The sequence below is a fragment of the Nocardia sp. NPDC019219 genome, assembly GCF_040632645.1.
Classification (GTDB): domain Bacteria; phylum Actinomycetota; class Actinomycetes; order Mycobacteriales; family Mycobacteriaceae; genus Nocardia; species Nocardia sputorum.
Map to the genome: position 1 here is coordinate 343,165 of NZ_JBEYCG010000002.1, position 24,046 is coordinate 367,210.

21 protein-coding genes are annotated in these 24,046 nt (G+C 69.5%); 11 read left to right on the plus strand and 10 right to left on the minus strand.

Annotated elements, in window-relative coordinates; all coding sequences use genetic code 11:
- Window position 1: 1 nt before the first annotated feature.
- On the minus strand, window positions 2-4,114 hold the full coding sequence (gene hrpA / locus ABZ552_RS06050; RefSeq protein WP_357435823.1) for an ATP-dependent RNA helicase HrpA: 4,113 nt from the start codon (window positions 4,112-4,114) through the stop codon (window positions 2-4).
- A gap of 264 nt (window positions 4,115-4,378) precedes the next feature.
- Here hrpA and ABZ552_RS06055 point away from each other — a divergent pair, with 264 nt between their 5' ends.
- From ABZ552_RS06055 to ABZ552_RS06070, 4 genes are all read left to right on the plus strand, one after another.
- Window positions 4,379-5,608, plus strand: coding sequence for an aminotransferase class III-fold pyridoxal phosphate-dependent enzyme (locus ABZ552_RS06055; protein WP_357435825.1), 1,230 nt, complete (start codon window positions 4,379-4,381; stop codon window positions 5,606-5,608).
- 393 nt (window positions 5,609-6,001) lie between these two features.
- Entirely contained in the window at window positions 6,002-6,685 is a 684-nt protein-coding gene (locus tag ABZ552_RS06060) for a DUF5134 domain-containing protein (protein WP_357435827.1), read from the plus strand.
- A gap of 63 nt (window positions 6,686-6,748) precedes the next feature.
- Window positions 6,749-7,435, plus strand: coding sequence for an ECF RNA polymerase sigma factor SigK (sigK, locus tag ABZ552_RS06065; protein WP_281878790.1), 687 nt, complete (start codon window positions 6,749-6,751; stop codon window positions 7,433-7,435).
- Window positions 7,428-8,156 carry an anti-sigma factor gene (locus ABZ552_RS06070; RefSeq protein ID WP_281878793.1) on the plus strand — a complete coding sequence of 243 codons (729 nt, stop codon included), beginning with the start codon at window positions 7,428-7,430 and terminating at the stop codon, window positions 8,154-8,156. Before sigK ends, ABZ552_RS06070 begins: the two co-directional genes overlap by 8 nt.
- A 6-nt stretch (window positions 8,157-8,162) precedes the next feature.
- Here the strand turns inward: ABZ552_RS06070 and ABZ552_RS06075 are convergent, their stop codons facing one another.
- From ABZ552_RS06075 to ABZ552_RS06085, 3 genes are all read right to left on the minus strand, one after another.
- On the minus strand, window positions 8,163-8,837 hold the full coding sequence (locus ABZ552_RS06075; protein ID WP_281878794.1) for a PhzF family phenazine biosynthesis protein: 675 nt from the start codon (window positions 8,835-8,837) through the stop codon (window positions 8,163-8,165).
- 105 nt (window positions 8,838-8,942) lie between these two features.
- Window positions 8,943-9,482, minus strand: a complete 540-nt coding sequence (locus tag ABZ552_RS06080) for an alkyl hydroperoxide reductase (protein WP_281917804.1) — start codon at window positions 9,480-9,482, stop codon at window positions 8,943-8,945.
- A gap of 79 nt (window positions 9,483-9,561) precedes the next feature.
- Window positions 9,562-10,149: a peroxiredoxin gene (locus ABZ552_RS06085; protein ID WP_063021215.1), complete on the minus strand. Its 588-nt coding sequence runs from the start codon at window positions 10,147-10,149 to the stop codon at window positions 9,562-9,564.
- 174 nt (window positions 10,150-10,323) lie between these two features.
- On the opposite strand from ABZ552_RS06085, the gene ABZ552_RS06090 reads away from it, so the two are divergent.
- From ABZ552_RS06090 to ABZ552_RS06110, 5 genes are all read left to right on the plus strand, one after another.
- A complete protein-coding gene (locus ABZ552_RS06090; protein ID WP_281878797.1) occupies window positions 10,324-11,232 on the plus strand; it encodes a hydrogen peroxide-inducible genes activator in 909 nt (302 codons plus the stop codon).
- 43 nt (window positions 11,233-11,275) lie between these two features.
- Window positions 11,276-11,770 carry a gamma-glutamylcyclotransferase family protein gene (locus tag ABZ552_RS06095; protein WP_281878798.1) on the plus strand — a complete coding sequence of 165 codons (495 nt, stop codon included), beginning with the start codon at window positions 11,276-11,278 and terminating at the stop codon, window positions 11,768-11,770.
- A 45-nt stretch (window positions 11,771-11,815) separates the two neighbouring features.
- Window positions 11,816-12,406, plus strand: a complete 591-nt coding sequence (locus ABZ552_RS06100) for a TetR/AcrR family transcriptional regulator (RefSeq protein ID WP_281917805.1) — start codon at window positions 11,816-11,818, stop codon at window positions 12,404-12,406.
- 73 nt (window positions 12,407-12,479) lie between these two features.
- Entirely contained in the window at window positions 12,480-13,214 is a 735-nt protein-coding gene (locus ABZ552_RS06105; RefSeq protein WP_281878801.1) for an SDR family NAD(P)-dependent oxidoreductase, read from the plus strand.
- 1 nt (window position 13,215) lies between these two features.
- Window positions 13,216-13,422 (plus strand): 4-oxalocrotonate tautomerase family protein, encoded by a 207-nt coding sequence (locus ABZ552_RS06110; protein ID WP_281878802.1) that lies wholly within the window; start codon window positions 13,216-13,218, stop codon window positions 13,420-13,422.
- A gap of 93 nt (window positions 13,423-13,515) precedes the next feature.
- Here the strand turns inward: ABZ552_RS06110 and speD are convergent, their stop codons facing one another.
- The 4 genes from speD to ABZ552_RS06130 all read right to left on the minus strand — a co-directional run bounded on the left by speD (window position 13,516) and on the right by ABZ552_RS06130 (window position 19,506).
- Entirely contained in the window at window positions 13,516-14,718 is a 1,203-nt protein-coding gene (gene speD / locus ABZ552_RS06115; RefSeq protein WP_281878803.1) for an adenosylmethionine decarboxylase, read from the minus strand.
- An 8-nt stretch (window positions 14,719-14,726) separates the two neighbouring features.
- Window positions 14,727-15,842 carry a type III PLP-dependent enzyme gene (locus ABZ552_RS06120; protein WP_281878804.1) on the minus strand — a complete coding sequence of 372 codons (1,116 nt, stop codon included), beginning with the start codon at window positions 15,840-15,842 and terminating at the stop codon, window positions 14,727-14,729.
- Window positions 15,843-16,005: 163 nt separating this feature from the next.
- A complete protein-coding gene (locus ABZ552_RS06125; RefSeq protein WP_357435832.1) occupies window positions 16,006-18,504 on the minus strand; it encodes a DUF3516 domain-containing protein in 2,499 nt (832 codons plus the stop codon).
- 63 nt (window positions 18,505-18,567) lie between these two features.
- Window positions 18,568-19,506 carry a PAC2 family protein gene (locus ABZ552_RS06130; RefSeq protein WP_281917808.1) on the minus strand — a complete coding sequence of 313 codons (939 nt, stop codon included), beginning with the start codon at window positions 19,504-19,506 and terminating at the stop codon, window positions 18,568-18,570.
- 277 nt (window positions 19,507-19,783) lie between these two features.
- On the opposite strand from ABZ552_RS06130, the gene ABZ552_RS06135 reads away from it, so the two are divergent.
- Together ABZ552_RS06135 and ABZ552_RS06140 are read left to right on the plus strand one after the other, a co-directional pair.
- A complete protein-coding gene (locus ABZ552_RS06135; protein ID WP_357435834.1) occupies window positions 19,784-20,488 on the plus strand; it encodes a sensor domain-containing protein in 705 nt (234 codons plus the stop codon).
- A gap of 160 nt (window positions 20,489-20,648) precedes the next feature.
- The gene (locus ABZ552_RS06140) at window positions 20,649-22,001 is read left to right on the plus strand and encodes a DUF4192 domain-containing protein (RefSeq protein WP_357435836.1); all 1,353 of its coding nucleotides are present in this window, start codon (window positions 20,649-20,651) and stop codon (window positions 21,999-22,001) included.
- A 182-nt stretch (window positions 22,002-22,183) separates the two neighbouring features.
- Here the strand turns inward: ABZ552_RS06140 and galE are convergent, their stop codons facing one another.
- Window positions 22,184-23,164 (minus strand): UDP-glucose 4-epimerase GalE, encoded by a 981-nt coding sequence (galE, locus tag ABZ552_RS06145; RefSeq protein ID WP_357435838.1) that lies wholly within the window; start codon window positions 23,162-23,164, stop codon window positions 22,184-22,186.
- Between the two features lie 3 nt (window positions 23,165-23,167).
- Window positions 23,168-23,854, minus strand: a complete 687-nt coding sequence (locus ABZ552_RS06150) for a metal-dependent transcriptional regulator (RefSeq protein WP_159838084.1) — start codon at window positions 23,852-23,854, stop codon at window positions 23,168-23,170.
- Between the last annotated feature and the right edge of the window lie 192 nt (window positions 23,855-24,046).

The following is a 24,046-nucleotide window of genomic DNA, read 5'->3' on the forward strand; positions in this document are numbered from 1 at the left end:
CTCAGCGCCGGACCGCGGCCATCGCCTTCTCGATTCGCTTGGCCGACACCGGAAACGGAGTGCCGAGTTTCTGCGCGAACAGGCTGACGCGGAATTCCTCGATCATCCACCAGATCTCGGTCACCGCCGGCGTCTGTCTGCGGTTCTCCGGCAGCGACTCGATCAGGCGATCGTAGGCGGTCAGGACCCGGTCGAGTTCGGCCATGCCCTGGCGATCGCGAACCGCCGAGCCGGGCAGCGCTTCCAGTCGTGCCGCCGCCGCTTGTAGATAACGCGGCAGTTCGCGCAGCCTGGTCGCGCCCGTCTCGGATACGAAGCCGCGAAAGACCAGGTTGTCGAGCTGATGACGGACGTCCTCGGCGATATCGCGCTCGTTCGTACGCTCCAGCGCCGCCGAAACCTGATGGGCGCCGGCCAGAACCGGCACGACCAGGCGCACGAAACGAGCGACGGTGGGGGCGAAATCGGGACGGATCCGGGCGACGAGCGCGTCGAATTCCGCCGGATCGAGCACCGGCCCGCCCGCTGCCGTGAGCAGTTCGTCGGCGGCCGCCGCGCGGCAGTCCTCGACCAGCGCCTCCAGGGAGCCGTACGGATTCTGGCTCAGCGCAAGGCGATCGGAAGGTGACAGCCCCGCGGTGGCGCTGCGCGCCGAAGCGGGCAGCGCGTGCAACAGCAGCGCTCTGGTGCCGAGGCGCATGGCGGCGGCCTGCTGCGTGGGGGAGCTGAGCACCCGGACCGCCACGCCGTCGCCCTCGGCGACGAGCGCCGGATATCCGGTGACGGTCTGCCCCGCCACCTCGCGCCGCACCGTCGGCGCGAGGGTGCCCAGCGATTCGGAGGTCCACACCGTGGCAGGCGGTCGCTCCGCCCCCGCGGTTGCCCGGGCGACCGAGGCGGAAACCTGCTCGGCGAGCTGCGTTTTCAGCGCGGCGAGGCTTTTGCCCCGCGCGAGCGTCACGCCGTCTTCGCCGACGGCCGCGAAAGTCATGCGCAGGTGGTCGGGCAGTGCCGCGACGTCGAAGTCGGTGGGGGCGATCGGAACCGAACCGAGCCGGGACAGTTCGCGCGCCAGCCCGGCGCGCAGCGGCTCCGCACGCGGGGTCAGCGCCGCCAAGGCGGCGGCCGCGAAATCGGGGGCGGGAACGACACTGCGCCGCAGGGTTTTCGGCAATGTCTTGATCAACGCGGCGGCCAGTTCGTCGCGCATGCCCGGCACCAGCCAATCGAAGCCGACGGCACGAACGTGCGCGAGCTGTTCCACCGGGATCCGCACGGTGACGCCGTCGTCCTCGGTGCCCGGTTCGAATTGATAGGACAGCGGGAAGCTGAGTTCGCCCTGGCGCCAGGAATCGGGGAAGGCCGCCGGGTCGAGTGCGGTCGCGCCTTCGTTGACCACGGTCGAAGTGGTGAAGTCGAGCAATCCGGGGTCTTCCCGTCGCGCGGAGCGCCACCAGCTGTCGAAGTGACGCACCGAGACGATGTCGGCGGGCAGACGTTTGTCGTAGAACTCGAACAGCACCTCGTCGTCGACCAGGATGTCCCGGCGGCGGGCGCGATGTTCCAGATCGGCGACGTCGTCGAGCAGCGCGCGGTTGCGGTGGAAGAACTCGTGCCTGGTCTGCCACTCGCCCTGGACCAGGGCATGCCGGATGAACAACTCGCGCGACAACTCGGGATCGATGCGGCCGTAGTCCACGGGCCTGCCGGTGACCAGCGGGATCCCGTACAACGTCACCCGCTCGTAGGCGCGCGCCGCACCCCGCTTGGCCGACCAATGCGGTTCGGAGTAGGTGCGTTTGACGAGGTCGCCCGCCAGCCGCTCGGCCCATTCGGGCTCGATCTTCGCGGCCATCCGGCCCCACAGCCGTGAGGTCTCGACCAGTTCGGCGGCCATCACCCAGCGGGGTGGCTTCTTCGCCAGCGACGAACCGGGGAAGATCATGAACTTGGCGTTGCGCGCGCCGAGGAACTCGCGAGATTCCGCCTCGCGGACGCCGATGTGCGAGAGCATCCCGGCCAGCAGCGCTTGGTGGATGGCCGTGGAATCCCAGGGGAGTCCGTCGCCGTCCGCGACGGCCGCGATGGCGGACCGGCCGCGATCGGCGCTCGAGCGTCCGTCGCGTCCGCGCGCTGACCGGCCCCGGCGGGATCGGTTGCCCGCCTTGCCATCCGCCCCGATCGTTTCGGCTCCGTCCGGCTCCGCCGCCTCCGCCGAGTCCTGCGACCGCGTCGACCACCCGAGGCCCTTGGTGATCGTGCGCAGCTGGCCGTGCAGGTCCTGCCACTCCCGGATCCGCAGATAGTGCAGGAACTCCTCCCGGCACAGACGCCGGAACTGGTTGGACGACAACGACTTGCGCTGTCCGCCGAGGTAATCCCACAGTCGCAGGTAGGCCAGGAAGTCGGAGCCCTCGACCGTGAAGCGCGCGTGTTTGGCGTCGGCCGCCTGCTGCTGCTCGGCGGGGCGCTCCCGGACATCCTGGATGGACAGCGCCGCGACGATGACCAGCACGTCGGACAGGCAACCCGTGCGCTGCGCCTCCACCAGCATCCGCGCCATCCGCGGATCGACCGGCAGCTGGGCCATCTCACGGCCGATCGGCGTCAGCGACAGTGCGGTCGCGTCGTCACCGGCCCGGGCGCCGCCGTCCCGTCGCGCGAGCGCGCCCAGTTCCTCCAGCAGGGCGATGCCGTCGCGGATGGCGCGGCGGTCCGGCGCCTCGACGAACGGGAACTTCTCGATGTCACCGAGGCCGAGCGCGGTCATCTGCAGGATCACCGCGGCCAGGTTGGTACGCAGGATCTCCGGATCGGTGAAAGCCGGCCGGGATTCGAAATCGTCCTCCGAGTACAGCCGGATGCAGATGCCGTCGGCGACGCGACCGCACCGTCCGGATCGCTGCCGCGCCGAGGCCTGCGACACCGGTTCGATCGGCAACCGCTGCACTTTGGTTCGCATGGAATAGCGCGAGATCCGCGCTGTGCCCGGGTCGACGACGTACCGGATGCCCGGCACCGTGAGCGAAGTCTCCGCGACGTTCGTCGCCAGCACCACCCGTCGCCCGGTGTGCGGGGCGAACACACGGTGCTGCTCGGCGGCGGACAGCCGGGCGTACAGCGGGAGGATCTCGGTGCGCGGCAGCTTCAGGTCCCGCAGCGCGTCCGCGGTGTCACGGATCTCGCGTTCGCCGGACAGGAACACCAGCACGTCGCCGTCGCCCGCGGCGAACAGCTCGGTCACCGCGTCGCCGATGGCGTCCACCGGGTCTCGGTCGACGATGCGGGTGTCCTCGTCGTCTTCGTCCGCGGCGGCGCCGGGCAGCTCCAGTGCGAGCGGGCGGTAGCGGATCTCCACCGGATAGGAGCGGCCGGAGACTTCCACGATCGGCGCGGGAGTACCGTGCTCGTCCGCGAAATGCCGCGCGAACAGCTCGGGATCGATGGTCGCCGAGGTGATGATCACCTTGAGGTCGGGCCTGCGCGGCAGCAGCTGCTTCAGATAGCCGAGCAGGAAATCGATATTGAGACTGCGTTCGTGCGCCTCGTCGATGATGATCGTGTCGTAGCGGCGCAGCAGCCGGTCGCGCTGGATCTCCGCGAGCAGGATGCCGTCGGTCATCAGCTTGATCAGGGTGTGCTCGGAGGCGTGATCGGTGAACCGCACCGTGTAGCCGACGACGTCGCCGAGTTCGGTGCCCAGCTCTTCGGCGATGCGCTCGGCCACGGTGCGCGCGGCGAGCCTGCGGGGCTGGGTGTGCCCGATGGTGCCGCGGACGCCGCGGCCGAGTTCCAGGCAGATCTTCGGAATCTGGGTGGTCTTGCCCGAGCCGGTCTCGCCCGCGACGATGACCACCTGGTGTTCGGCGATGGCCGCGGCGATGTCCTCGCGGCGGGCGGTGACCGGCAGCTGCTCCGGATAGCGGATCTGCGGCACCGCGGCGCGTCGCGCCTCGACGCGCAACTCGGCGGCCGTGATCTCGGCCTCCACGTCGGCCAGGTCGCCGCCGCGCGCCTTGTCGAGTCTGCGCCGCAACCGGTGTTCGTCGCGAAGGGAGAGATTCGCCAGGCGGGTGCGAAGTGCGCGGGAATCGGTGGCGGCTGTCCTGGTCATTGCATCGACCAGCCTAGCGAAATCCGCCAGCGGATTTTTCCACCAGGCGGCGCGGCCGGTAGCCGGGTGGATGCCGACGCCGCGCGGCGGCCCGGCGGCAGACGCCGATATGCGAGGATCGGAGGAGGAACGAGGATGCCTACGGCGCCGCCGGATGGTCGGTCGTCCCACCACGGTGTGCTGCTGGCATTGCCCGACCGAGCGCCGGTCCCGGCGCGCGATGCTTCGCGGAGCCGGGCGGTAGGAACCGGTAGAGGTGGACACATGAACGCGCTATGGCATGGCTTCGCCGACATGGGCGCCGTCGAGCGGGACGGGGCGTTCGTGGTCGCCCGCGGGGAGGGCGTCTACGTCTTCGACCGAGCGGGTAACCGCTACCTCGACGCGACCGCGGGCCTGTGGTTCGCCAACGTGGGTCACGGACGCGGCGAGATCGCCGACGCGGTGGCCGCCCAGCTGCGCACGATCGCGCACTACTCCAATTTCGGCGACATCACCGAGCCGGCCACCCAGGAACTCGCCGAGCGGCTCGCTCGCCTCGCCCCGGTGCCCGGCAGCAAGATCTTCTTCACCTCGGGCGGCTCCGACTCCGTCGACACCGCGACGAAGCTGGCCCGGCGCTACTGGCACGAAGTGGGGCAGCCCGGCAAGACGATCGTGGTCGGGCGGCGGATGGCCTATCACGGCATGCACGTGGCGGGCACGGCGCTGGCGGGGCTTCCGGGGAATCGGGAAGGCTACGGCGAGCTGATGCCCGCGGCGCGGACCGTCGAATGGGACGACGCGAAGGCTTTGCTCGCGCTGATCGAGGAGATCGGCGCCGAACGGATCGCCGCGTTCTTCTGCGAGCCGGTCATCGGCGCGGGGGGTGTGTATCCGCCCCCGGCGGGCTACCTCGCCGAGGTGCGGCGCATCTGCCGTGACCACGACATCCTGTTCGTCGCCGACGAGGTGGTGACCGGTTTCGGCCGCATCGGCGGCGCGTGGTTCGCGTCGTCCCGGCTCGCGCTCGAACCCGACCTGATGACCACCGCGAAGGGCCTGACCTCCGGCTATCTCCCGATGGGCGCGGTCTTCGCCGCCCCGCACGTCGCGGAGCCGTTCTTCGCGGGCGGCGTCTGGTGGCGGCACGGCTACACCTACGGCGGCCACGCGGGCGCCGCGGCCGCCGCGCTGGCGAATCTCGACATCATCGAGCGGGAAGGGCTGCTCGACGCGGCCCTGCGGCTGGAAACCAGCTTGCACGAGCAGCTCTCGGTGCTCGCCGCACATCCTCGGGTCGCCGAGGTGCGCAGCGGATTCGGCGCCGTCGCGGCGATCCAGCTGGCCGACCCGGCCGAAGGGTTGCCGTTGGTGCGAACCCTGCGTGCGCACGGCATCTCCAGTCGCGCCGCGGGCCAGGGAGCCATGCAGGTCTCCCCGGCGTTCGTGATGACCGACGACCAGATCGCCGAACTCGTCGACGGCTTCCTCCGCGCACTGAACGACGTGTGATCCGCAGCCCTCGACGAGACGGCACAGCCGGCCCCGAGGGCAGAGGGCGCGAGTCATGAAGACGCTGTGCCGGGTTGGACGGTGGTCGCCGAAGGGCGCGCAGTAGTCGAAGCCGTGTGCGGCGTCCATGCGGGGCGGGATTGCCACCGGCAGTGCGCCGAACGGACCACCGCATGTGCGGTGATCAACTGTGCCGCAGGCTGTCTCGACGGTAGCGCGGCGGACCTGTCCGTCGATCGTCGAGTTGTCCTGTCGGCGTGGAAATCGCCGGTCGTGTCGGTAGCCACAGTCGATCGACGCTGTGGGCGGATCGAAAATGGACACCCTGACCGTCTCGGGATGCGAGCATGGAGGGGCGACGACCGTGGTCGCCGTGCGGAGAGGTGGTGGGGTGTGGCGGAGTTCGTGCAGAAATATGCCGCTTTGCGGTGGGTGGTGGTAGCGGCATTCGTGCTCGCCGCGGTGATCGTGCTGTCCCGGGTGACGGCCCCCGCGGTGCCGGCCACCGATTCCGCCGAAGGGCTGCCGGAACCGCCCACGGGACACGAACTTACGGCCGGGCACTCCGAGTCCGACGCGGCACACCTGGTGATGTGCCTGGTCATGCTCGGCATGCTGCTGTTCCCCTCGGGGGCGAGCCCGCACGCGGTGCGCGGCGTGCTGACGGCGATGGCCGTGGTCTTCGCCGCGCTGCTGACGATCCGCGCGGCGGAGCAGGCCGCCCAGGGGCGGCCGCTGCCGATCGACCGGCTGGTCCCGCTCGGCTACCACATCGTGGCCGCCGCGGCGATGCTCTACGCCATGTCCGGCCACACGGCCGCTGGGCACGTGGGCGGCCCGGCCGCCGGTCCCGCGCTCGGTCTGGCCGCGCTGTTCCTCCTCGACGCGCTGCTGGTCGCGTTCGCCGCCTGCACCGGCCGGGCGCACGTGCGGGCGCCGGGGCCGCTGGGGCTGCTGGTGCGTTCCGGCGGCTGTGTCGCCGCGCTCACCGGCCCGGCGAAACCGTGGGCGGCGGTGCCGCACGTGGTGATGGACGCCGGCACCGCTTACATGCTGGTGTCCGTGATCATTCGGTGATCGGAACCAATCCGGTTCCCAGCGCATACCGAACCCCTGTGCATGCAGGCACGGGATTCGGCCATGAGCAACGAACACGGTTCTGCTTCACCCCGACGGCCCGGCGATCCGGCACGCGCGAGGAAGGAATCCGATGGTCCGGCGCTCGCGTGCCCGCTGCCCGTCGGCTACGACCGCGCGCAGGCCACCCGGGCGAGCCGTGAACTCGCGGCGCTGCTCGCCGCGGCGGGCACGGGCGATCGCGGCGCGTTCACCGAGTTCTATCAGCGGACCAGCCCGCGGGTGTTCGGTCTGACGGTGCGGATCCTGCGCAGTCACGCCGCCGCGGAGGAGGTGACCCAGGAGGTCTACCTGCAGGTGTGGTCGATGGCCGATCGCTACGACGCCACACTGGCCAGCCCCGTCGGCTGGCTCATGATGCTGGCCCATCGCCGGGCGGTGGACCGGGTCCGCGCGGAGAGTTCGGCCACCAGCCGGGACCTGATCTACGCGCACGAGCATCTGGGTCGCGACCACGACGTCGTCGCCGAATCGGTCACCCAGCGCATCGAAGAGCAACAGGTGACCGCGTGCCTGAAGAACTTGACCCCCACACAGCGCGAAGCGATCGCGCTGGCCTACTACAGCGGGTGGACCTACCGAGAGGTCGCCGATCATCTCTCGGTGCCGCTACCCACGATCAAGACCCGCATCCGCGACGGGCTGAAGAGATTGGAGAAGTGTTTGTCCGGGGAACCCACCGATGGTTGACACGTCGCCGCGGTCGGAGGCGGACCTCATCGACCTCGCCTACCCGTGCGCGCTGGACGCGGTGGCCGATATCGAGCGCAGGCATATCGATGCCCGCCTGGCCGCCGCGGACCCGGACGTGCGGCAAGCCTTCTCCGACACCGTCTGGCAGGTGCGCGACGTCATGGGGCGGCTGGCCGTGCTCGACGAGCTCGCGCCGCCGCCGGAGCTGGAAGATCGCATCCTCGCCGCGCTGCCCGACCCGGCGACTCGATCCATCCGGCGTAGTGCGACGTGGCGGCGGACGCTGCGCTGGGCGGCACCGATCGCGGCCGCGGCGTGTCTGGTGATCGGTGGCAGCGTGCTGACCGCGCAGTTCATGGGCAACCCGTCGGACCCAGCCGCCGCCGACCAACAGCAGATACACCCGGAGGCGCGGACGGTCAGCGGATCGTTCGCAGGCGGCGGTCTGCTCATGGTGGACGTCTCGCCTGAACTCGGGCGCGCGGTCGTCGTCTTCGACCAGGTCGCGCCGCCGCCCTCGGGGCAGGTGTATCAGGTGTGGCTGGTCGGCTCCGATGGACGACCCCGCTCCGTCGGCGTGCTGAGCGACCTGCCGTCGACCGTCCGGCCGTTCGTCACGGGTTTCCGGTCGGGTGAGGTGCTCGCGGTGAGCGTGGAACCGGACGGCGGCTCGGACGCGCCCAGCGGCGATCCGGTCGTGGGTGTGACACTGCCCTGAGGGCGCCTAGATCTCCACCGGCTGGTCGCCGACGACTCGGCCGCCCAGATGGACCCACCCGTCGGAATCCCACCGGGTGAACAACTGCGAGCCTTTGCCCTGCGTGATGACCAAGCCCTTGCGCAGCAACGCCGTCAAAGCCACGGCTGCGGCTCCGGTCGCCTCGTCCTCGGTGATCCCCATGGTGGGAGCGAACATGCGTGAGCGCAGGGCGGCGCGATGTTCGTCGGTCCACGCCCACAAGTAATGGGGGCCGCCGGGGAACTCGTCCGGTCGCAGGGTCGCCAGTTCCTCGGCGTCCTCCAGCTGATGGAAGGTGAACGCGGGCGCCCATTCGCCGCGAGCGGTGATCCAGGTCAGACCCTCCGTGAGTTCCACCGCCACCGGGCCGGCCGGAACGTCCAGTACCCGCACGGGGATGCCCTGCGACGCGAGCCACCACGCGGTGCCGACCGACGGGTGCCCCGCGAAGGGCAGCTCCATCGTGGGGGTGTAGATCCGCACCGCTACCGTGTCGTGCACCGGTTCCTCGACCACCACGGTCTCGCTGTATCCGGCTTTGGCCGCCAGCGCCTGCCGATCGACCGCGGCCACGTCGGCCGCCCGCGCGATGCCCAACTCGTTGCCGTACCGTCCGGCGGCGTCGGTGAACACTCGCACCACATCGACCTGTGTGCTCATGCTCGCCGAGCCTACCCGGATGCCGTGGACCGAGCTGTCGGCCGGATCACATCGGAACGCGAAAGAGGCCCCTGCCGCAGGGCAGGGGCCTCTTTTTCAGCGAAATCAGATCGCGGCCGGGCTGAGGGCCTCGGTCGACTGCACAGCCTGGCCGACACCGGCCACGATGGCGGCGGCGCGCAGCGATTCGAAGATCACTTCCCGGGACACGCCCGCTTCGCGCAGCGTGTGCTCGTGCGCCTCGAGGCAGTGCGCGCAGCCGTTGATCGAGGAGACCGCGAACGACCAGAGTTCGAAGTCGGCCTTGTCGACCCCCGGCGTGCCGATGATCTGCATGCGCAGCCCGGCCCGCAGGTCGTCGTAGCGGCCGCCGAGGAACGCCTTGCCCCGGTAGAACACATTGTTCATGCCCATGATCGAGGCGGCGCCGAGCGCGGCGTTGTACGCCTCCGCCGACAGCACGTCGGCGGCGTCCTCGGCGATCTCGCGCAGCGTGGTCGTCGACCGGGTCGCGGCCGCCGACGCCAGCAGGGTGCCCCACAGCTGCTGTTCGTTCAGCACGGTGGTGCGCGCGAGGGATGAAAGATTGAGCTTGAGGTCCTTGGCGTACTCGGGAAGGGAGTTCTTCAGGTTCTCAATGCTCATGCGGCGATTCCTCTATTCGAAGCGGTCCCGGGCGGGGACCAAGGCGGTTTTCGATGTGTGGTGACGGTGACGGCGGTGTTCAGACGCTGGCGGCCAGAAGTTCGGCGGCGTTGATGGTGGGGTCGCCCTTCTTCCAGTTGCAGGCGCACAGTTCGTCGGACTGCAGCGCGTCCAGCACGCGCAGCACCTCGTCGACGTTGCGGCCGACCGAACCGGCGGTGACCGAGACGAACTGGATCTCGTTGTTCGGGTCGACGATGAAGGTGGCGCGGTCGGCGACGCCGTCGGCGTTGAGCACGCCGGTGGCCGTGGCCAATTCGCGCTTGAGGTCCGACAGGATCGGGAAGGGGAGGGTCTTGAGGTCCTCGTGCTGCGCCCGCCACTGGAAGTGCACGAACTCGTTGTCCACCGACGCGCCGAGCACCTGCGCGTCGCGGTCCTCGAACTCCTCGTTGAGCTTGCCGAACGCGGCGATCTCCGTCGGGCACACGAAAGTGAAGTCCTTCGGCCAGAAGAAGACGATCCGCCACTTGCCGGCGTGGTCGTCGCTGGTGATCTGGGTGAAGTAGTCGTCGGGCTGCTGAGCGTCGACCTTCGACAGGTCACCGCCGATGACCGCGGTGAGGTTGTATGCCGGGAATTGGTCGCCGATGGTCAGCAGGGCCATGCTCTCTCCTCGTCAGTGGGTTGCCAACTGTGTTCTGCGGTATTGCGAGGTCTTTGCGGTTACCTGAGCCACCGCCTCGGACCCGGACTCACACCGCGGGTGAAAAGCTCACGGGCGATCTTGCCCAAGGGGTGCTGAAAGGTAAAGGTGATCAGTCGCACTACACTGATAGGAGTGACTGATCAGACTTATCAGCCCACCCTGTCACAGCTGCGTGCGTTCGTGGCGATCGCGGAATATCGCCATTTCGGCACCGCGGCCGCCCGTCTCGGTGTGAGTCAGCCCACGTTATCGCAGGCGCTCGCCGCCCTGGAACAGGGGCTCGGGCTCCAGCTGATCGAGCGCAGCACCCGGCGGGTGCTGGTGACCGCCGCGGGAATGCGCTTGCTGCCCAAAGCGATGGCGACGCTGGAGGCCGCCGACCGCTTCGTCGCGTCGGCGACCGGGGACGGACTCGGCGGCACGCTGCGCATGGGCATCATCCCGACGGTCGCTCCTTATGTGCTGCCCGGGTTGCTGCCGGAGCTGCGCAAGCGGCTGCCCGAGTTGCGCCCGCAGATCGTCGAGGACCAGACCGCGCGGCTGCTGGACGGGTTGCGCACCGGCGTGCTGGATGTCGCGTTGCTGGCGGTGCCGACCGAGATGCCCGGCCTGGTCGAGATCCCGCTCTACTCCGAGGAGTTCGTGCTGGTCACGCCGCGCGGTCACGAGCTGGCCGGGCGCACCGACCTGGCGGCGGCGGTGCTGGACGCGCAACCGCTGCTGTTGCTGGACGAGGGGCACTGCCTGCGTGATCAGACCTTGGAGGCATGCCGCTCGGCCGACGTGCACCCGGCCGCCGTCGGCGACACCAGGGCCGCCTCCCTGTCGACCGTGGTGCAGTGCGTGGCGGGTGGACTCGGCGTGACCCTGATTCCGCAGATGGCCGTCGCGGCGGAAACCGCGGGCGGCACACTGGATGTCGCTCACTTCGCGACGCCCGCGCCCGGCCGCACCATCGGCCTGGTGTTCCGTACGTCCAGCGCTCGCGCCGACGACTACGAATATCTGGCCGCCATCGTTCGTGCTCAGCGGCCGATGTGAAGGCTGTGGCGGCACAGTGGTGACAGGTGAGAGGAGTGGCGAAGTGGAACCGGCGGCGCTGGGAGAGGGGCGGCTGAGCGGCCTGTCCGGGATGGACCACGCGCTGTTCGCCTATGGCACCCTGCAGTTTCCCGAGGTGCTGGAGGCGCTGCTCGGGCGCGTTCCCACGCTCGAACCGGCCGAGTTGACCGGATGGCGCGCTGCCGCGCTGCCGCGACGGCTCTATCCGGGACTGGTCGCCGCGGCGCGGGGACTCGCCCGCGGCGCTGTGCTGAGCGGCCTCACGGCGGCGGAGTGGGCAATCCTCGACGCGTTCGAGGACGACGAGTACGACTTGCGCCGAGTGCGCATCAACGGGCGGGATGCTCCGGTGTGGACCTACGTCTGGACCGTGCCTGCGGATCCCGTGGATTGGGACCGGGAGCGTTTCGCCGCCGTGCACCTCGGGGATTTCGCCGCTCGATCCGCCCGGTGGCGGCAGGACCCGGAAAGCTTCGGCCGTTCGGCCGGGCCTGGATGGGGAGGGGCTCTCGGGTAGGGCCTACGGTTGCCATTCCAAGACGACCGGTCGTATATTGAGCGCATGGCACGACCCCGGCGCAGCGAGGACACTCGGCGGCTTCTCGTCGAAGAGGGCGCCGCGGGGTTCCTGACCAACGGCTACCACGGCACGGGGCTCAAGCAGATCCTCGACAAGGTCGGCGTGCCGAAGGGTTCGTTCTACAACTACTTCGACAGCAAGGAGAGTTTCGGGCGCGCGATCATCGAGCATCACTCGCTGTGCGTGCAGCGCAACCTGACCGAGGCGTTCGCTACCGCCCCGGACCCGGTGAGCGGCCTACGGGCGTTCTTCGCCCGGTTGATGGACGATTTCGTGGCGGCCGATTTCACCGGCGGCTGCCTCATCGCGAATCTGGGCGGCGAGCTGGAAGGCAGCGATCTCTTGCGGCAATCGCTGTCGGCGGCGTGGAACGCGTGGCGCGAGCGCGTCGCCGAGCAACTCGCGCATGGCCAGCGCCTCGGGATGATCCGCGCCGACATCGACGCGGGTGAGCTGGCGGATCTGCTGCTCGAATCCTGGGAGGGAGCGGTGATCCGGATGAAGATGGAGCGCACCCTGACACCCCTGCACAAGTGCCTGGATCGTTTGCTCGGCGACTACTTCCTGCCCTGATCCCAGGGCGGCGCAGCACCCGGCGTCTCGGCTGACAATTCGAAGACGACCGGTCGTATCGGAAAGGACAGATATGGCGAAGACGGTCATCGTGACCGGTTCCTCCAGCGGGATCGGTCGCGACATCGCACGGGCGTTCACCGAACGCGGCGACAACGTCGTGCTCAACGGACGGGACGAGGAGAAACTGGCGCGGGTGGCCGCCGAACTGGGCGCGCCGCGGCGAGTGGCCACTGTGGCGGGTGACATCGGCGCAGCCACGACCGGAGCGGCCTTGGTCGGTGTCGCCGTCGAGCGGTTCGGCGGCGTGGACGTGCTGGTCAACAACGCGGGCATCTTCGGGGCGAAACCCTTCGTCGACGTCACCGAGCAGGACTTGGACGGCTACCTGAACGGCAACCTCAAAGGCACCTATTTCACCACGCAGGCGGTGGTGCGGCGGTTCCTGGCGCAGGCGCGCGGCGGCAGCATCGTGAACATCGGCACGGTGCTGATCGACCATGCGCTCGCCGGTCTGCCCGCCACGGCGGCCTTGGTCAGCAAGGGCGGCGTCCACGCGCTCACCACCAGCCTCGCCGCCGAACTCGCGGCCGACGGCATCCGGGTCAACGCGGTCGCTCCCGGCATCATCCGCACTCCGCTGTTCGGCGACGGCGACGAGTCGGCCTCGGCCGGGCTCGCGCTGTTGAACCGGATCGGCGAAGTCGCCGAGACAACCGCCGCGGTGCTGTATCTGGCCGATGCGGAGTTCACGACCGGACACATTCTCCCCGTCGACGGCGGGTTCATCTCGGGAAGGGCGGCTTGAAATGCCTTACGTCAACATCAAAGTGACCGACGACGGCGTCACCCGCGAACAGAAGGCGCGGCTGATCAAGGGCGTCACGGATCTGCTGGAAGAGGTGCTCGGCAAGGCGCCCGCGAGTACGTATGTCGTGATCGACGAGGTGCCCGTGTCGAACTGGGGTGTAGGCGGGGTCGACGTCGAGCAGTGGCGCGAGCGGCAGCGTTCCTGAACCGCGGCAGCCGCCGCGGACTCGGCGCGGCGCTGACCGGAGAACGCCGAACGCGCCGGTTCCACCGGAACCGGCGCACTCGGTCGTCGTCGCCTAGACCCGCAGGGCGTGCGGTTCGATCGCGCCGCGCACCAGCGCCCGCGCGTCGATGGTCTCGGGCTTGTAGGGCAGCAGCGCCAGACGATCGGTCATCCGGCCGACCGGGTCCTCGACCGCGTCGACCAGGCCGAACAGGAACGACCACTCGTGCTCGTCGCTGCCGTAGTGCACGACGGTGCCGAACTGCTCGTGGAAACGCTGCCAGGAGCGCTTCAAGGTCTCGTTGCGCCACATCGTCGCGCACCCGGCCTGGGCGCACAGCACGCCGCCGGGCGCGAGGAGCGCACGACATCGGGACAGGAACTCCGCCTCGTAGAGGCGATTGTGCTGCGCGTCCTCCACGCGCTCGTCCGGCAGGTCGATCACGACGACGTCGTAGCGGGTGCCCGCCTGCTCGGCCGTCGCCAGGAAGTCCCAGCCGTCGGCGTAGTGCACCTTGATCGGCCCTTCGCCCGCGACGGCGGCGGCCAGCTCGTCGGTGGAGTACCCGTAGGGCAGGTGCTCGGCGCACAGCTCCACCTCGAGCTGGTCGATGTCGACGTGGTCGACGTGGGTGGCGCCTGCGGCCACCGACATCTGACTGGCCACGCCCTCGCCGGAACCGACGATGAGCACCTTGTCCAGCTTCTCGGCCAGCACGAAGGCGGGCACCATCATCGCCTCGTGGTAGGTGAGCTGGGAGAACTCGGTGGACTGGCGGTCGTCGTCGGAGAACAGGCTGATGCCCTGCTCGGTCCGCGCGATGACCATGTGCTGGTAGGGGGTGTGGGTGTCGACGATCACCTCGTGCAGGTCCCAGATGCGGGTCAGACCCGCGCCCACCGGCTCCTCGATCCGCTGGCTGCCGTGCCCCCTGCGGATGACCTGCATGCGAACGTCCTTGGGAGCCAAGGCGTCTCGAAGCAGCTCGACCGCCTTCGACGCGCCCGCGCCGATGCTGCCGCAGGTGAACACGTCGACGAAGATGTCGCCGGACTCCGGATAAGTGTGAATCGAGGCGTGGGACTCCGACAACAGCGCGAGGACGGTCACCCCCTGCGGTTCGAACTTCTTGTGTACGACATCGCAGATGGTGACGCCCGCCGCGATCAGAGACTCACGCAACGCCGATTCGAGTCGTTCGAGATCGTCGCAGAGATCTGCGTCGACACCACCGAACTCGGCCAGCACATGCCAGCCGGTGAATTCCGCCGTCATGGGCAAACTCACTCTCGCTCAGCGCCCGAGACATGAACGGTCAAGGGCGGAAAACCATTGAAGGACACCGACGAATAGCTCGCGGTATAGGCACCGGTGTCGAGGATTCGAACGCGATCACCGGCTCGCAACGTGGTCGGTAGGAGGACTCGCGTGCGTTGATACAGTACATCGTCGCCGTCGCAGGTCGGACCGGCCACCACCGCCTCGTCGACGGGGTCGCCGTCGCGGTCGGTGACGAACCGGTAGGCGATGTACTCGTTCTCGGTCTCGGCCATGCCGTTGTAGCGGCCGATGTCGAGATACACCCAGCGCCTGCCGTCCGGCGCGGTGCGGACGCCGACGACCTCGGCGTGAATCGTGCCCGCCGAACCGACCAGCGCCCGGCCGGGTTCGACGACCAATCCGGTTGCCCCGGACAGGAATTCGGCCGCTGCGTGCTTGACCACCGCGGCGATCTCGCCCAGCGCGGGCGCCGGGTCGGCGTAGGAGATCGGCAGCCCGCCGCCGATGTTCACCGAGTTCACCGCGATGTCCTTGTCGGCCAGTGCCTCGGCGATCCGGCCCGCCTGCTCGATGCCGATCCGCCACGCGGTGGGGTCCAGTTGCTGGGAGCCGACATGGAAGTACGGCCCGGCGACGACCAGCCCCAGATCCCTGGCCCGGACCAGCAGCCGGAACGCCTCACCCGGGCTGCAGCCGAACTTCGTGCCGAACGGCGTGCGCGACTCCGGCGCCGAGGCGAGGAAGCGGCACTCCACCTCCGAGCCGGGCGCGTGCTCCGCGATCCGCAGCAGGTCGTCCTCGGTGTCGAAGGCATAGCGTCGCACCCCCAGGGCGTAGGCCCGGGCGATGTGCGCGGTTTTCTTGATCGGGTTGCCGTAGCACAGCCGCTGCGGGGACACGCCCAGCCCGAGGCAGAGGTCGATCTCACCGATGCTGGCGACGTCGAATTCCGCGCCTTCCTCGTCGAGCAGGCGCACGATCTCCGGCACCGGGCTCGCCTTCACGGCGAAACGAATTCTCGTCGCGGCGCCGTCGCCCGTGGACAGGGCGGCGTCGAGCGCGCGGTAATTCCGGCGGACACGCTCGGGATGGATGACAAGGTACGGCGATTCGGGCATAGTTGATCTTTCGCTTGGGCAGCGGGGGAGAGAGTATCAGCGGCCCGTACCCAGAAACGAATCCGTCGAAACCTGGGTTCGCCACATGGTCGCGAGCCCTCGTCCTGCCGGCACGAAGGGGCCGCTGACCTGCGTGGATACCGGACCGATGGCCGATGCGGGCTCAGCCGGCGGACACGGTGACGTCGTCGAAGACGACCTCGCCCGCCGCGTCGGACTCGGCCAGATCGACCACCGCGTCGATCGACCAGCCGTGGTCGCCCGCCGGGTCGTCCAGCACCTGCCGCACATGCCAGAATCCGGGTCTTCGTTCCACCTGGAACAGTTGCGGGCCCCGGGCGTCGGGGCCCGTGCCGATCCGCTCGTATTCCGCGTAGTAATCGGCGAAAGCTTCCGCCCAATCCGGGCCGGGGCCGAGCGCGGCCAGCTCGTTCCAGCGCCGCAGAGCGGCCAGCTCGACGCGGCGGAACATCGCGTTGCGGACCATGACCCGGAACGCGCGCTCGTTGGCCGAGATCGGGCGCACCGTCTCCGCGCCGAACGCGACCTGGTCGGCGTCGGTCTCCGCGCCCGGGTTGGTCAGTTGCTCCCATTCGTCGAGCAGGCTCGAATCGACTTGGCGGACAAGCTCTCCGAGCCATTCGGTGATGTCGTCCAGTTCCTCGGTGCGCGCCGAATCGGGCACCGTGCGCCGCAGCGCGCGGTAGGCGTCGGCGAGATAGCGCAGCACCACGCCCTCGGAGCGGGCCAGCTCGTAGAAGGAGATCAGCTCCGCGAAGGTCATGGCTCGTTCGACCATGTCGCGGACCACCGACTTCGGCGCGGGCGCGAACTCCGACACCCACGGGTGCCCGGCGCGATAGGTCTCGTAGGCCGGTTCGATGAGTTCGGCCAGCGGCTTCGGCCAGGTGACCTCTTCGAGCAGTTCCATCCGCTCGTCGTAGTCGATGCCGTCGGCCTTCATCTCCGCGATCGCCTCGCCGCGTGCCTTGTGCTGCTGGGCCATCAGCAACTGGCGCGGATCCTCCAGGGTGGATTCGATGAGCGACACCACGTCGAGGGTATAACTCGGGGATTGTTTGTCCAGCAGGTCCAGCGCGGCCAGCGCGAACGGCGACAGCGGCTGATCGAGGGCGAAATCACGTTGCAGGTCGACGGTCAGGCGTGCGCGTCGGCCCTGCGCGTCGGGTTCCGGCAGCTGCTGCACCACCCCGGCGTCGCGCAGCGCGCGGTACAGCCGGATGGCGCGCAGGATGTGCCTGCGCTGGGCGGGACGCGGCTCGTGGTTGTCCTCCAGCAGGTGACGCATCGCGGTGAAGCAGTTGCCCGGCCGGGCGATCACGTTCAGCAGCATGGCGTTGGTGACCGCGAACCGCGACACCATCGGCTCCGGCTGCGCGGCGACCAAGCGGTCGAAGGTCTCCTCACTCCAGGAGACGAAGCCTTCCGGCGGTTTGCGCCGCTGCACCTTGCGCTGCTTCTTCGGATCGTCGCCCGCCTTGGCCAGCAGCCGGGTGTTCTCCACCTCGTGTTCGGGAGCCTGCACGACAACGGTGCCCATGGTGTCGTAACCAGCCCGCCCGGCGCGGCCTGCGATCTGGTGGAACTCCCGCGCCTTGAGCCTGCGGGTGCGCACGCCGTCGAACTTGGTCAGCCCGGTGAGCAGCACCGTGCGGATGGGCACGTTGATGCCGACGCCGAGGGTGTCGGTGCCGCACACCACCTTCAGCAGGCCGTCCTGGGCGAGTCGCTCCACCAGGCGCCGGTACTTGGGCAGCATGCCCGCGTGATGCACGCCGATGCCGTGCCGGATCAGCCGCGACAGCGTCTTGCCGAACCCGGCGGCGAACCGGAACTCGCCCAGCGCGTCGGCGATCGCGTCCTTCTCCGCGCGCGTCGCGAAATTCACACTCGTCAGCGCCTGGGCACGCTCGAGCGCGGCGGCCTGGGTGAAGTGCACCACATACACCGGGGCCTGATGGGTGGTGACCAGATCTTCCAGTGTCTCCGTGATCGGCGTGCGGGCATAGGAGAAGGTCAGCGGCACGGGACGCTCGGTGCCCGCGACGACCGCGGTGGAGCGGCCGGTCCGGCGCTCCAGGTCGCGGACGAAGAAGTCGACCTCGCCGAGCGTGGCCGACATGAGCAGGAACTGGGCGCGGGGCAGTTCGAGCAGCGGCACCTGCCAGGCCCACCCCCGGTCGGGGTCGGCGTAGAAGTGGAATTCGTCCATCACGACTTGGCCGACGGCGGCGTCCGCGCCTTCCCGCAGCGCCAGGTTGGCCAGGATCTCCGCGGTCGCGCAGATGATCGGCGCCTCCGGATTCACCGCGGCGTCGCCGGTGACCATGCCGACGCGTTCGGCCCCGAACACCTCGCAGAGGGCGAAGAATTTCTCGCTCACCAGCGCCTTGATCGGAGCGGTGTAGTACGTGCGCAAACCCTGGGTCAGCGCGAACAGATGCGCGCCGACCGCGACGAGTGATTTACCGGAACCGGTTGGGGTGGCGAGGATGACGTTGGATCCGGAGGCCAGCTCGAGCAGTGCCTCGTCCTGCGCCGGGTAGAGCGGGGTGCCCTGCTCGGCGGCCCACATCCCGAATGACTCGTAGAGCGCGTCGGCGTCGGTCCCCGGGATGTCGAGCAGTTCGGTCAGATCCACTCCGACCACCCTACGGCCTCGCCGGTAGGCACGCGTGCAGGGGCGATCGGGACCCCGCGCGGGTCAGTCCTGCTCGTCCTCGTCCTTGTTGCGGCTCTGCTCGGCGAGGAATCGCTCGAACTCGGCGCCCAGCTCGTCACCGCTCGGCAGCTCGCCATCGCCCACCAGCAGGCTCGACTGCCGCTCCTGCGCGGTGACGAAGCTGTCGTACTGCCGCTCCAAGGCATGCACGACGGTCTCCACCTCGACGTTGCCCGCGATGTGCTCGTTGACCTGTTCGCGCACCCGCGCGGCGGCCTCGCCCAACGCGGCCAGCGGGAACTCCAGGCCGGCGTTGTCCGCGACGTTCTCCAGCAGCGTCTGCGCGGCCTCCGGGTAGGCGGTCTGCGCGAGGTAGTGCGGCACGTGCACCGAGAACCCGACCGACTCGTGCCCGTGCTGCGCCATGCGGAATTCCAGCAGCGACGACGCGCTGCCCGGCACCTGGAGTTCCCCCGGCCACCGCTGATGGTCGGAGATCAGGTCGCGGTTGGAGGAATGCGCGGTGACGCCGAGCGGGCGAGTGTGAGGGATCGCCATCGGAATGGCGCTCAGGCCGATGCTGCGGCGCACGCCCAGCTGTTCGGCGAGCAACCGCACCGCCGTGGTGAACTTCTCCCAGCGCAGGTCCGGTTCCAGACCGGCGAGCAACAGGAACGGAGTCCCCGCGGTGTCGCGCAAGGCCCAGAGGTTGAGTTCCGGCTCGGCGTATTCGGAGAAGTGATCGGTCTTGAAGGTCATGAGCGGACGCCGCGACCGGTAGTCCAGCAGCTCGTCCACATCGAAGGAGGCGACGAGTTCACTCTCGAGGCTCTCGCGCAGATGCGTGGTCGCCAGCCGCACCGCGTGCCCGGCGTCGGTGAAACCTTCCAGCCCGTGCACCAGGACCGGGCCCGCACCGTCGGCGGACGACAGCTGCGGAGCGGGGAACTCCAATTCGTACATTCGCGACTCGTAGTCCATCGCGTACTCCTTCCTGCGCGGCTCCTGTGGCCCGGACGCGTACCGCACGCGCCAGTGTGGTTGCCTGCCCGGTCGTTCACCACCGCTGGTGGTGGTGCGAGGCGAGCGGTCGTCCGAACCGGGGACCACTGTCCATTGTCCCCCATGCCGTGGCGGTCACCGCGCACGGCCGGACACCGACCCATACTCCGAGGCAACAGCATCGGTGGCTCGCGCATTCCCGGCCCGGCGGCGTGGCATCGCCGACTTGACACCAGGAGTTTGGCACAGTGGGGGTGTGACCGTGGCGGATTCGAAGCGCATGCGGCTGGGCCCGGTGGTATCCCTCGTCTGCACGGTGCTGCTGGCAGGCTGCGGGTCGACTGTATCGGGGCGCCCGGTCTCCTCGGCGCCGACCACGGTGACCAGGCACGTGAGCGCAGAACTGCCGACTCTGCTGCCGGATCCGGCGCAGTTCCCAGCGCCGTACACGGCGGTGGTGCTGCCCCAGGAGGCCGTGGCCCAGGCGGCGGGTGACCTGGACGGCACGGGCCGCGGCGCGAACGTCCAGCCCAGCCGGTGTGTGCCGCCGAGCCAGGACTTCGGACCCGAGCACACCGCGATGGCGGTCGGCACGGACGACGTCACGCGCGCCACACTGACCGTCGAATTGACCCGCACCGGCGAGCCGTTGGCGGCGCTGCGCGACCGGCTGGGGCAGTGCGGATCGGTGCGGGTGAACCGGGCGGGCGCCGCCACCACCGTGACGACCGAGCTGGAGTCGCCCCCGCCGATCGACGCCGACGACGCCCTCTCGCTGCGCAGGACGGTGCGGCCGGAATCCGGTGGCGCGCGGCTGACCCAATCCATGCGCACCCACGTCGCGCAGTCCGGGGATGTGCGAATCACGGTGACCTACATGTCCTTCACCGAGGGTGAAGCGGATATCGCCGCGCTGAACGCGCTGTTCGCCACCGCTGTGCGTAAAGTGCGCGAAAGATAGCGGGCAGGGGAAAAGCACGGTAGCAGGCGGCACCGACACGAATCGCGGGCCATGCGAGGTGCCGATCGACTCGTGCACAGCGCGAATCGATTTCCCCAGGGCGGCTGAAGGGCCAGGTCGGCCTCCGGGTCCGGTGACCGGCGCCCCGCATCGTCGGTGCATGACAACTTCCTCTTCCGAACCGGTCGACGCGAGATACACGGGCAAGGACGGCGTCTTCCGGCTGGGCGCCGGCAGAGACACTCGATTCACCCGCGGTGCTCCGCCGGCGGACGCGGTGCAAGTCACTCCTGTCGAAGAAGCGGTGCCGGAATCGTTTTCGCACGCGGTGGCGAACGGGACAACTGTGTGGAACTCCCGCCGACCGGCACGGCAGGTCCGCTGCCGCGACGATCCTCCGCCGTTCCGGCATTCGCCCGAGCAAGCCGTGCGGGTGGACGACCCGGCGGAGCTGATCGCCGCCGTGCCCGCGATGCTGGGCTTCACCCCGGAACGGTCCGTGGTCGTGCTCGTCCTGCGGCGCGCTGCGGGCGGTGGCGCGATCGTCGACGCGGTGGTGCGGTTCGATCTGGATTCGCCCAGCGGGCGGCGCGTACGTGGCGCGACTTTGGCCTCCGCGATCGCGCGGATCTGCGCGCACGACGAGGCGGCCGAGGTACTGGCCGTCGTCGTCGACGAACGCGCCGTGGAGCCCGGAGCAGGCGCCGACCGGTCCGGATGCGCGGCCGGTCGATTCGACGTACTGGCCGGCTCGCTCGGCAGGCGCTTGGCCGCGTGTGACATCTCGCTCGCGGGAGTGTGGGCGGTGCGGTCGATCGCCGCTGGACAGCGCTGGTGGACGGTGACGGGACCGCGACGGCACGGGGTGCTGCGGGACCCGGCGGCTTCCCTGGTGACGCTGACCCATGTGCTGGACGGCAGGCCGATCCGCGGTTCGCGCTCCGAGCTCACGGATTTGGTCGCGCCGGAGCCGGCCGCGCGGGCCGAGGTGGCGGCGCACCTGGCGGACGCGGTCGTGCGCGCCCGTGAGCGCTACGCGGTGGCGGCGCGTCGCGGTGATCCGATCGGGTACAGCAGGCAAGCGCTCGACTACGTGTTGTGGCAGATCGCCAACACCGCCTCGGGCGCCGAGCTACTGGCGCCAGAGCTGGCCGAAATGGCTGCGGCCCTGCGTGATCGGGCAGTGCGGGACACGATGTTCGCCTTGGCGGTCGGCGACCACGCCGCTGCGGCCGAGGCGGTGTGGGTGGCGCTGACCCGCGCGCTGTCCGGCACGGACCGCGCCGAGGCGGCCGCTCTGCTGGGGTACAGCGCCTACGTCCGTGGTGACGGACCGCTGGCGGGCATCGCGCTGGATGCCGCGCTGGAGGCGGATCCGGGTCACCCGATGGCACTGTTGCTGGACACCTCGCTGCGCCTGGGCATGCGTCCGGAACAGATGCGGCGCCTCGCGCACAGCGGCTATCGGACCGCCGCGGGTCTCGGCGTCGACCTCGGCACACCGTCGTCGTGAAACCGGAAACGAGGGTCGGTGGCGGAGAGTCGGCGGTGCGCAGTCCGATTCCGCGCGACTCCGGCGACTTCGCGCGGCAGAGTGCATCCTCCGGGCGCACGGCGCCGCGGTGGCTCCGGTGCGGTGGCGCGGTCTCGGCAGCCCGAGTCGGTGCGGGACCGACTCGGGCACGCGGGAGCCGGTTACTTCGCGCTGTGCGCGCGGGAACCGAGCGACTGAAGGAAAGCCCAGGCGTCGGTGACGATCTCGTCGAGCTCGTTGTGTTCTGGACGCCACCCGAGTTCGGCCATGGCACGCTCGCTGGACGCGATCAGCGTCGCCGGGTCGCCAGGGCGGCGAGGCGCGTCCTGCGCGGCGATCGGCAGGCCGGTGACCCGCTCGCAGGCCGAGATCACCTCGCGAACGGAGAACCCGGTGCCGCTGCCGAGGTTGTAGATCCGATGGGTGCCCGTTTCCGCGGTCGCCAAGGCCAGCAGATGGGCCTCGGCGAGGTCGCGGATGTGAATGTAATCGCGGACCGCGGTGCCGTCGGGGGTGGGCCAATCGGTGCCGAAGACCGAGATCGCCTTGCGGTGCCCGGCAGCGACCTGCAGCACGAGCGGGATGAGATGGGTTTCCACCACCCGGTTCTCGCCGAGCCCGCCGTAGGCGCCGGCGACGTTGAAATACCGCAGACTGGTCGCCGCCAGTCCGTGCGCGATCGCGTAGGACGTGATGGCGTGGTCGATGGCCAGCTTCGACGCGCCATACGGATTGGTCGGGCGAGTCGGGGCGTCCTCGGTGATCGGCACCTGTTCCGGTTCCCCGTAGACCGCCGCGGTGGAGGAGAAGACCAGCCGCGGCGTGCCCGTGCGCCGCAGGGCCTCCAGCAGTTCGAACGTCTTCACCACATTGCCGTGCCAGTACTTCTCCGGCTGCTGCACCGACTCGCCGACCAGCGACTGCGCCGCGAAATGCAGGACTCCGTCGAAGCGTTCGGAAGCCAGCAGTGCGGGCGCGGCGACCGCCACGTCACCCTGGACGAACCGGGCGGCGGAAGGGACGCCGTCGGCATTGCCGGTGGACAGATCGTCGACCACGACCACCTCGTGGCCGGCTTCCAGCAGGACCTGGGCGCAGACGCCGCCGACGTAGCCCGCGCCCCCTGTGACGAGAAGTTTCACGTGTCAGGCCAGCTTCACCTGGACGGCGTGCGCCATCTCGTCGGGCAATTCGAAGCCGTCGTGGCCGGGCACGGTGATGACCACCGAACCGGCCTTCGTCTCCACCGTGACCCGTGCGTCGGGCACCACGCCCGCCTCGCGCAGCCGGCCGATGACCTCGGGGTCGGTCTGGATGTGCTCGGCGAGCCTGCGCACGACGACGGCGTGCTGCTGGCCGTGCGGCAGGTCGGACAGGCGCAGCAGCGTCTCGTCGGCGGCGGCGGGCGGAATGATGCCGAGTTCGTCCAGACCGGGGATGGGGTTGCCGTAGGGGGAGGTGGTGGGGTGGTTGAGCACCTCGACCAGGCGTCGCTCGACGTCCTCGCTCATGACGTGCTCCCAGCGACAGGCCTCCGCGTGCACGTTCTGCCAGTCGAGGCCGATGATGTCGACGAGCAGGCGTTCGGCCAGCCGGTGCTTGCGCATGACGGCGACGGCCATGCTGCGCCCCTTCTCGGTCAGCTCCAGATGACGGTCGCCGGCGACCAGCAGCAAACCGTCACGCTCCATCCGGGCGACGGTCTGGCTGACGGTAGGACCGCTCTGTTCGAGGCGCTCGGCGATCCGGGCGCGCAGGGGCACCACGCCCTCCTCCTCGAGGTCGTAGATGGTACGGAGATACATCTCCGTGGTGTCGACCAGATCCTTCACCTGTTACCCCTTCGTCGGCACGAATTCTACCCACGCGCGACGGCACCCCCGTGTGCCGGATCGTCTCGTTCCACGCTGCGCACGACATCTCCGGCGGCATTGCGGGGCCCGATCGGCGCACGGCGGGCGGCCGTGAGCGTCTTTCTTGTATTTGTACTGCATAGGAACGTTTCGCGGGGTTCCTTGCTTCCC

What these genes read in the sequence shown, in the direction of transcription:
- ABZ552_RS06130 (WP_281917808.1), bottom strand. Translation starts at nt 19,506, where the DNA reads ATGGACTACGAGTCGCGAATGTACGAATTGGAGTTCCCCGCTCCGCAG.
- ABZ552_RS06055 (WP_357435825.1), top strand. Translation starts at nt 4,379, where the DNA reads ATGAACGCGCTATGGCATGGCTTCGCCGACATGGGCGCCGTCGAGCGG.
- ABZ552_RS06120 (WP_281878804.1), bottom strand. Translation starts at nt 15,842, where the DNA reads ATGCCCGAATCGCCGTACCTTGTCATCCATCCCGAGCGTGTCCGCCGG.
- speD (WP_281878803.1), bottom strand. Translation starts at nt 14,718, where the DNA reads ATGACGGCGGAATTCACCGGCTGGCATGTGCTGGCCGAGTTCGGTGGT.
- ABZ552_RS06080 (WP_281917804.1), bottom strand. Translation starts at nt 9,482, where the DNA reads ATGAGCATTGAGAACCTGAAGAACTCCCTTCCCGAGTACGCCAAGGAC.
- ABZ552_RS06100 (WP_281917805.1), top strand. Translation starts at nt 11,816, where the DNA reads ATGGCACGACCCCGGCGCAGCGAGGACACTCGGCGGCTTCTCGTCGAA.
- ABZ552_RS06085 (WP_063021215.1), bottom strand. Translation starts at nt 10,149, where the DNA reads ATGGCCCTGCTGACCATCGGCGACCAATTCCCGGCATACAACCTCACC.
- ABZ552_RS06110 (WP_281878802.1), top strand. Translation starts at nt 13,216, where the DNA reads ATGCCTTACGTCAACATCAAAGTGACCGACGACGGCGTCACCCGCGAA.
- sigK (WP_281878790.1), top strand. Translation starts at nt 6,749, where the DNA reads ATGAGCAACGAACACGGTTCTGCTTCACCCCGACGGCCCGGCGATCCG.
- ABZ552_RS06105 (WP_281878801.1), top strand. Translation starts at nt 12,480, where the DNA reads ATGGCGAAGACGGTCATCGTGACCGGTTCCTCCAGCGGGATCGGTCGC.
- ABZ552_RS06070 (WP_281878793.1), top strand. Translation starts at nt 7,428, where the DNA reads ATGGTTGACACGTCGCCGCGGTCGGAGGCGGACCTCATCGACCTCGCC.
- ABZ552_RS06075 (WP_281878794.1), bottom strand. Translation starts at nt 8,837, where the DNA reads ATGAGCACACAGGTCGATGTGGTGCGAGTGTTCACCGACGCCGCCGGA.
- ABZ552_RS06140 (WP_357435836.1), top strand. Translation starts at nt 20,649, where the DNA reads ATGACAACTTCCTCTTCCGAACCGGTCGACGCGAGATACACGGGCAAG.
- hrpA (WP_357435823.1), bottom strand. Translation starts at nt 4,114, where the DNA reads ATGACCAGGACAGCCGCCACCGATTCCCGCGCACTTCGCACCCGCCTG.